The following is a 7,506-nucleotide window of genomic DNA, read 5'->3' as shown; positions in this document are numbered from 1 at the left end:
GGGCGTCGATCTCGGCGAAGTGGGCCTTGAGCACGTTGCTCGGGTCGAGCACAAGCGTGCCGTTGCCGTCGTTGGTCACAGAAACGCCGTACACCTCGAGCATTCCCGTGACGATGACGACGTCGCTGATGTCAGGGACATCCCTGAGCACACTGGGGGTGTCGGCGAGCAGTGCCGCCACCATCGCCTTGGTGGCGAGGTTCTTTGCACCGCGAAGCTCAATGCGCCCGACCAGCGGTTTGCCGCCGTTGATAACGATCCTGTCTGACAGGAGTCCTACCCTTTTTGCTGCCTTTTGGGCATCCTTGGTAAGAGAATTCATACCCACCTCGTGTTGCTGTAGCTCTTGAGTATCGTAGTTCCGGTCTCAGCGAGCCGGAAGAGTTTTCGGCCGCCAGCTGTCACGCCGCGCCTCGAACTCCGTTATTCGCGCCTCATCGCGCAGGGTCAGACCGATATCGTCCAGCCCTTCAAGCAAACGCCACCTAGTGTAATCATCAATCTCAAAAGCAAAGCTCGCCGTACCCGCTGTGACCGTCTTTGCCACCAGATCCACGGTGAGTTCTATTCCAGGATGCTCGTCGATGATTAGCCAGATCGCCTCGATATCTTTCTCGGTCAGCTGGGCGGCGAGCAACCCCTGCTTGCCCGAGTTGCCGCGGAAGATGTCACCGAAACGGGCGCTCAGAACCACCGAGAACCCGTAGTCCCGCAGCGCCCAGACGGCATGCTCGCGGCTGGAACCGGTTCCGAAATCCGGGCCGGCAACCAGCACGGAACCGTGGATGTACGGCTCCCGGTTGAGCACGAACCCCGGGTCCTGGCGCCAGCCGTGGAACAACGCGTCCTCGAACCCGGTTTTGGTCACTCGCTTGAGGAAGACGGCGGGGATGATCTGGTCGGTGTCGACGTTGGAGCGCTGAAGCGGCACCGCGATCCCCGTGACGGTCGTGAATTTCTCCATCACGCACCCACCGTCGCTGCCGACTCCGGCATCGGGCTGTTCTGAAGATCCCATGGGCTCGACAGGGTGCCGCGAATCGCGGTGGCCGCGGCGACGAGCGGCGAGACGAGGTGGGTCCTGCCGCCCTTGCCCTGCCTGCCCTCGAAGTTTCGATTGGATGTGGATGCACACCTCTCGCCGGGCGCGAGCTGGTCCGGGTTCATCCCGAGGCACATGGAGCAGCCCGCGAAGCGCCATTCGGCGCCGAATTCCTCGACGATCTTATCTATGCCCTCAGCCTCGGCCTCCAGACGCACACGGGCGGAGCCCGGGACCACCATGACGCGCACGCCCTCAGCCTTCGTGCGGCCCTTGATGATGGAGGCGAACGCCCTGAGGTCTTCGATGCGCGAGTTGGTGCACGAGCCCATGAATACGGCGTCGACGTGGATGTCCTTCATCGGGGTGCCGGCGGCGAGATCCATGTACTCGAGAGCCCGCTCGGCCCCGGCCCTGTCGTTGACGTCGGCGTAGTCTGACGGGTTCGGCACCGAGTCGCTGAGCGAGACGCCCTGGCCCGGGTTGGTTCCCCAGGTCACGAACGGCTCGAGCGTATTCGCGTCCAGGTAGACCTCGGCGTCGAAGACCGCACCGTCGTCGGTGGGAAGGGTGTTCCAGTATTCGACGGCGTCGTCCCAGTCATGGTCCTGAGGCGCGTGAGGGCGACCCTTCAGATAGGCGTAGGTTGTCTCATCCGGAGCCACCATGCCTGCCCTTGCACCCGCCTCGATCGACATGTTGCAGATCGTCATGCGGCCCTCCATCGACAGTGACCGGATGGCGCTGCCGCGGAACTCGAGCACGTAGCCCTGCCCGCCACCGGTGCCGATCTGGGCGATGACCGCGAGGATGATGTCCTTCGCCGTGACGCCGGGGCGCAGGGCGCCGTCAACAGTGATCGCCATCGTCTTGAAGGCCTTCAGCGGCAGTGTCTGGGTGGCGAGGACGTGCTCAACCTCGGAGGTTCCGATGCCGAATGCCATGGCACCGAATGCGCCGTGGGTGGAGGTGTGGCTGTCGCCGCAGACCACCGTGATGCCCGGCATCGTGAGCCCGAGCTGAGGGCCGACGACGTGCACGATGCCCTGCTCGATGTCTCCGAGAGAGTGCAGGCGCACGCCGAATTCGGCCGCGTTATTGCGCAGAGTCTGGATCTGCGTGCGGCTGGTCAGGTCGGCTATCGGCTTGTCGATCGCGAGGGTGGGGGTGTTGTGGTCTTCGGTCGCGATGGTCAGGTCGAGGCGGCGCACGGGTCGCCCGGCCTCGCGCAAGCCGTCGAAGGCCTGCGGGCTGGTGACCTCGTGCAAGAGATGCAGGTCGATGTAGATGAGGTCGGGGCTACCGTCCTCGCCCTTGACGACCAGGTGGTCTTGCCAGACTTTCTCGGCCAGGGTTCGTGGCGTGCTGTTAGTCATGATGATGTCCTTCGTCAGTCGAGTGCCCAGCCATCGTTCGCGCAGGTCAGCAGCGCACTCCGCGACGAGGGTGGCAGGTGGCTAGACCCCGTCGCGGCGACGAAGAAGAAGCCGACCGAAATACATGGTTCGAGAGTATCACCCGGCGTGCCGCACGGCCGTCGGTCGTGGCTGACCTGCCTTAGCCGTGCTCGACCTGCCTTAGCCGTGTTCGACCTGCCTTAGCCGTGTTCGACCTGCCTTAGTTGTGCTCGACCTGAATGACGAGATCGCCCAGTTCGAGGTCGGCGCCCGCGGGCACCGCAACGCGCTGGCCGGGGGTCACCTCTGTCGCGTCCTCCCCCGCCGGCACCACCCACACGCCGTTCGTCGAATCGAGGTCGTGCACCCAGAGACCATCAGCGTCGACCTCGAGCAGCGCGTGCGTTTTCGAGACCGATTTGGCCGCGTCTTCCACTGCCAGGACCCTGGCCTGGGGATGATCGGCAGCAGCGACCGGGTGTCGGCCCAGGTAGAGCGGCCCCTCAACGGCAACAGGTTCGCGACCTTCGATCACGAGTCGCCATCCGTGGGCGGTGTGCCGCGAGGCGCTGATGCTCGTCGCATCATCGATGGTGGGGGTGCTGGCGGATTGCCCAGCGGTCGGGGCCGCGGCTCCGGGTGGCGCACCCGGTACCACCGGGAAGAAGACGACCTCGTCTCGATCGCTACGGGGGCGCTCGGGCCTGTCGCGCTTGATGGTGCCGGAGGTGGAGTCGACGGGTGCGGTCATGCCTGGCGGCAGACCGATGAAGCCTTCGTCGTCACCGTCAGTCACAGGCAGCCTTCCGTCACGTGCCCCGGCCAGCAATCGTAGCCGATCCGGCAACCGTGACGCGGTGCTAGCCGACGCTGGCGACGACGCTGCGCTGGATCTCGCGAATCTCGTTGATGAGGCCGTCCTGGGCCTGCGATCCAGTGACGGTTCCTGTCACCTGGATGAGGTCGACGACCTCGCCGTGTTCGACAATGGCGAGGTGTGCCGCCTGCACGAGAGTTCCCACCCTGCTGTCCACGAACGAGCTCTCGATGTGCGCCCACTCCCGGCCGTTGATGGTGCTGACGTCGCTGCCGATCTGGGCTGCCTGCTCGAGTGAACCGAACTTTGCGATGACGGCGTCGATGGCCACCTGCAGCTCGTAGCCGGCTCCGTACCGTGAGATGGCGACGATCACGTTGGGCCTGAAGGTTCCTGCCTCGGTCGTGCGGCCGATGGCGAGAATCGTCGCGGGCACGATGAGTGGCTCCCAGCCCTCCGGCACGTCCAGGGTGATCTTCGGGTTGGTGGGGAAGGTGTCGCTGGGGTAGGAATACGTTGTCATTGCTTATCTCCGTCGTTTCTCTTCGCTCGCAGGATCGAGGTGGCCGGGCTGGGTGCTACCAGAACAACTTTTTGAGGTCAGAAACCATCTCTTTGGGGCTGAAGTCGATGTCGAACGACACACCAGCACCGATTCCGAGTGCGGCGCCGACGTCGACGGACACCGACACACTATCGATTGTCGCCGAAATCTCGACCTCAGCTTTGACACCGATGCCGGCGTAGACCTCGCCTGTGGCGCCAGCCGAGACGCCCATGACTTCAACCGAACCGCTGGCGGACGCCGACGCGACCGCCATGGCGCTGACACCGGCCGCGACGCTCGCGCCATCGGGGCCGATAGTGCCGGTCGCTGTCGCTGCGGCCGAGACCGTGGCCTGGGCTTTCACAGACCCAGTGGCGGAGGCCACACCGGCTTCGATGCGCCCTGCTGCCGCGACGGCCGCGGTCGCCCCGACGCTGGCGCTGGCCGCGGCCACCACCGTGCCGTCATCGCTGATCTTCACGCTCGCCTCAGCAGCGATCTTGGCGGATGCCTCGGCAGACACCTCACCCTCGCCGCTGACGCCGCTGCCATTATCGAACTTGCCCGATAAGGATGCTGCGGCCCGAACCTCGGCTTCGCTCTTCGCCGTGTAGGTGACGCTGTCGTCTTCGACAGTCACCGAGGTACCCGTGGTCGTTCCCTTGGTCGCGGTGGTTTCAGTTGTCGTCTCAGACGAAGAGCCGTCGTCGCCCGTGGTCTTGTTGGTGTTGGTATTGGTCACACCGGTGACCGTGCTGGTCTCGTTCGAGGTTTCGACCGAATCGTCGGTGACGGTCACCTTGACGCCATTGGTCGTGGTGGTACCGCTGAAGGTCTCGTCCGAGTTCTCGGTCGTCGAGTCGCCGTTGTCGGTCGTCCTGGTCGTGTTGACCGTGGTGCCGTCCTGTGTCTCGGTCTCGAAGTTGTACTCCTCCTTCGCGTCGTCGAATTTGGGTTTGGACAAGTCTTTGTATGAGGTCGGGGCGTCTGTTCCGCCGCCGCTGTTGCTCTTGTAGCCGCCGTCGGCCGTCGCAGTGCTGCCGATGATGGTCGTCGTGACGGTGTCGTCGTTTCCCTCGCCCCTGGGCGCGCCGTCGGTGGCTGGCTTGCCCGTGGATGGCCTTGAGCCGCTCGATCCGGCGCCGCTGGCCGATTCCTGCTCCGAGACGTTGGAGTAGGCGACACTGATGAGGTTTCGCGCAGCGCCCGTCGCTGCGCTGATGTCGCTGCACGCGCTCGAAGCGGTGCCGAGGTACTCGGGCGCCATGACTTTATCGCCGGGACCGAGTCCATACGACTGCGGATACTGCGCGGCGTTGCGGGTCGCCTTCACGGTGGACGCGATCGAGTCGAGCGCTCCCAGCTGGGCGTTCAGGCGGCTGGCCTGGTCGCGGACCGTGCCGGGGTTGAGCCCGAGTTTCTTCGACACTGTCTACTTCCCGGGCTCGGTGAATTCGATGACGTCGAGTCGTCCCGCTGCCCTGTAGAGAGGGCCGGTGACCTGTGCATCCCAGTCGTTGACGAACCTGTCGATGTCGGCGCCGCTCCAGGTGTTCGCGCTCTGGAGGTCAGCGACGATGCTGTTCATCGTCGCTGCCGCGCTGCGGATCTGTGACGCAGCTACCGACAGCTGCGATGCCGACTTGTACACGTTGCCTCCTGGCACGGAAAGAAAGGGGATGAGAGCGACGGCCAGGGCTCGGGGCCCCGGCCATCGCCGGTCGAGCATTACGCCGAAGCGGATTCCTGCTCTGTCGCGTTGTTCCGTGCGCTGGTGCCGGCTTCGCGCAGCGTGTTCGCAATCGTGTTCAGGTTGGTCTGGATGGTCGACCAGGTCGAGGTCTCGAACCTGGTGCGGTCAGGACCGGTCCAGGTGGTGCCACCGAGCTTGCTGTTGATAGCAGACACGACGCTTTCGAGGTCGCCCGCCTTGGCGTCGAAGAGGTTCGCCAGGTCGCGTACTTCTTCCGGGTTCTGTCCAAGTTCAGCCATGATGTTGCCTTTCTATCGCGCCAGTGAGGCTCTCCCCATCTGGGGATATTGGTTATCACTTAGGACTCTAAGTGACGTGATCTTTATTCACGATGGGCAGTACTACCCACCCTCCTCCGTGCGCCTGGCAAGCTGCACTCTTCGCACCTTGCCCGCCTGGACGAAGTATCCGCGGCCGACGGGGAACTCGCTGCGCTTCGCACGCGGGAACGCCGTTCTGAAGAGCAGGTCACCCTCCTGCTGGTCTGGCTGTATCGCGAATCCGCGACGGCCACTCTTGAGCTCTTGCAGCAGCGGCCAGGACGACGACCACGTGCTCGTCTCTGACTCGCCGAGGGCGAAGTGGTCGCCACGCTTGAGCACCTTGAGCATCTCGATCATCGGCGAGTCTGCCGGGGTCGACAGGAAATCGGACAGCCCTTCTATCACGACCACGATCCTGAACCCCTCGCCCGCTGGCTGGGCCGCGAGTTCACGCACGGTCGCGGCGAGCTCGACGGCCTGCTCGATGGATGCGGCCGTCGCCTCCCACCCCTCGTATGCCCGCAACGCCGACTTCGCGTTGCCGAAGTAGAAGGCCCGCACACCTTTCGCCGATCCCACCGTGGAGTGTGCGAGCGCGCTGAGCGCACTCGACCGACCCGAGGACGGCGGACCCATCAGCACGAACGTGCCGGTCGGCTCGAAGTTGACGGGTTGGAGGTCGTCGTCGGCCACACCCAGAGGCGCGAACCCGGCCGGCGCCGCCGGGAGGCTCGACAGGGCGATATCGTCGCTGAGGCGGGCGACCCCCGGTGCGTGCGCGACGCCGCGATCGCGCAGGGTCGCGGCGAGTTTATCGATGGCCCGCGACTGGTCTGCCACGTTGCGAGAGCCACCGAAGATCGCGATCTGCGCCTCCATGCCGTCGATGAGGGCACGGCCGGGCGCTGACCCGCTCGACAGGACGTCGGCCGACACATCGAGGGCGCTGTAGTCGTTGTCCTCAGTGAGCCTCAGCACGATCTTGCGCTGCATAGCCGAGGCGATCGCGGGGGTGATGGAGCCCGGGCGGTCGACGGAGAGCACCACGTGCACGCCCACCGAGCGACCGTCGGCGAGGATCTGCTGGAAGTCGGCATAGATGGGGCCGGTGAAGTACTCGTACTGCGTGCGGAACATGCCAGCCCCGTCGACGAAGAGCATGATCCTGGGCTCGTCTGCGCGACCGGACAGGGTACGGTACTCGGCGATGGAGCCGGCCCTGACCGAGGCGAAGCGCTCGGAGCGCTCGTCGATGATGGCCCTGAGCATGCCGAGCAATCTGGCCACGCGCTCGGAGTCGTCACCGTCGACGACGGCGCCGACGTGCGGCAGCGGCTCCAGCATCCGGAGTCCTGATGATCCGAAATCGAGCGCGTAGACCTGCACCGGACCACCGAGCGGGGTGACCGCGGCGGCGATCGCGAGGGTGCGCAGGGCGACGCTCTTGCCGGCGCCACCGGCGCCGTACACGGCCAGGTTGCCATCGACGTCCGGACGGAAGTAGACGGGGTACTGGCTCTGGTTCTTCGCATCGTCGACGACCCCGAGTACCAGTTCGGCGTCGGTGCGCTGCCGCAGCCGTGCGCCGTCGTAGACCGGCGAGAGCTCGTCGAGCCAGGGTTTACGCGGCAGGGGCAGGTTCGCCCTCTCCGCCGCAGCGATCATGGTGCTGACCAGTCGACTCGTG

The 7,506-nt window shown here is 65.2% G+C and carries 8 protein-coding genes and 1 pseudogene; all 9 read right to left on the bottom strand.

Annotated features, from left to right (window positions below; translation table 11 throughout):
- Positions 1 to 322: pseudogene (locus tag H7290_RS10615) on the bottom strand (hypothetical protein); the annotation flags it as partial.
- Between the two features lie 45 nt (positions 323 to 367).
- Complete coding sequence (gene leuD / locus H7290_RS10610) at positions 368 to 964, bottom strand: 3-isopropylmalate dehydratase small subunit (protein WP_290513983.1); 597 nt, start codon at positions 962 to 964, stop codon at positions 368 to 370.
- The gene (gene leuC, locus H7290_RS10605) at positions 964 to 2,418 is read right to left on the bottom strand and encodes a 3-isopropylmalate dehydratase large subunit (protein ID WP_290513982.1); all 1,455 of its coding nucleotides are present in this window, start codon (positions 2,416 to 2,418) and stop codon (positions 964 to 966) included. The genes leuD and leuC overlap by 1 nt, the downstream gene beginning before the upstream one ends.
- A 241-nt stretch (positions 2,419 to 2,659) precedes the next feature.
- Positions 2,660 to 3,235, bottom strand: coding sequence for an FHA domain-containing protein (locus H7290_RS10600; protein WP_290513981.1), 576 nt, complete (start codon positions 3,233 to 3,235; stop codon positions 2,660 to 2,662).
- A gap of 64 nt (positions 3,236 to 3,299) precedes the next feature.
- The gene (locus tag H7290_RS10595) at positions 3,300 to 3,779 is read right to left on the bottom strand and encodes an LpqN/LpqT family lipoprotein (protein WP_290513980.1); all 480 of its coding nucleotides are present in this window, start codon (positions 3,777 to 3,779) and stop codon (positions 3,300 to 3,302) included.
- Positions 3,780 to 3,834: 55 nt separating this feature from the next.
- Positions 3,835 to 5,232 (bottom strand): hypothetical protein, encoded by a 1,398-nt coding sequence (locus tag H7290_RS10590; RefSeq protein ID WP_290513979.1) that lies wholly within the window; start codon positions 5,230 to 5,232, stop codon positions 3,835 to 3,837.
- A 3-nt stretch (positions 5,233 to 5,235) separates the two neighbouring features.
- A complete protein-coding gene (locus tag H7290_RS10585) occupies positions 5,236 to 5,454 on the bottom strand; it encodes a hypothetical protein (RefSeq protein WP_290513978.1) in 219 nt (72 codons plus the stop codon).
- 77 nt (positions 5,455 to 5,531) lie between these two features.
- Positions 5,532 to 5,795 carry a hypothetical protein gene (locus H7290_RS10580; protein WP_290513977.1) on the bottom strand — a complete coding sequence of 88 codons (264 nt, stop codon included), beginning with the start codon at positions 5,793 to 5,795 and terminating at the stop codon, positions 5,532 to 5,534.
- A gap of 102 nt (positions 5,796 to 5,897) precedes the next feature.
- Positions 5,898 to 7,506 (bottom strand): FtsK/SpoIIIE domain-containing protein (locus H7290_RS10575; RefSeq protein ID WP_290513976.1); only part of this gene is annotated, 1,609 nt, incomplete at its 5' end.

It is taken from the genome of Aeromicrobium sp. (genome assembly GCF_014378035.1).
In the GTDB taxonomy this organism is placed as follows: domain Bacteria; phylum Actinomycetota; class Actinomycetes; order Propionibacteriales; family Nocardioidaceae; genus Aeromicrobium.
The sequence above is the reverse complement of the archived record's forward strand: the minus strand, read 5'-3'. Positions and strand labels throughout refer to the sequence as shown.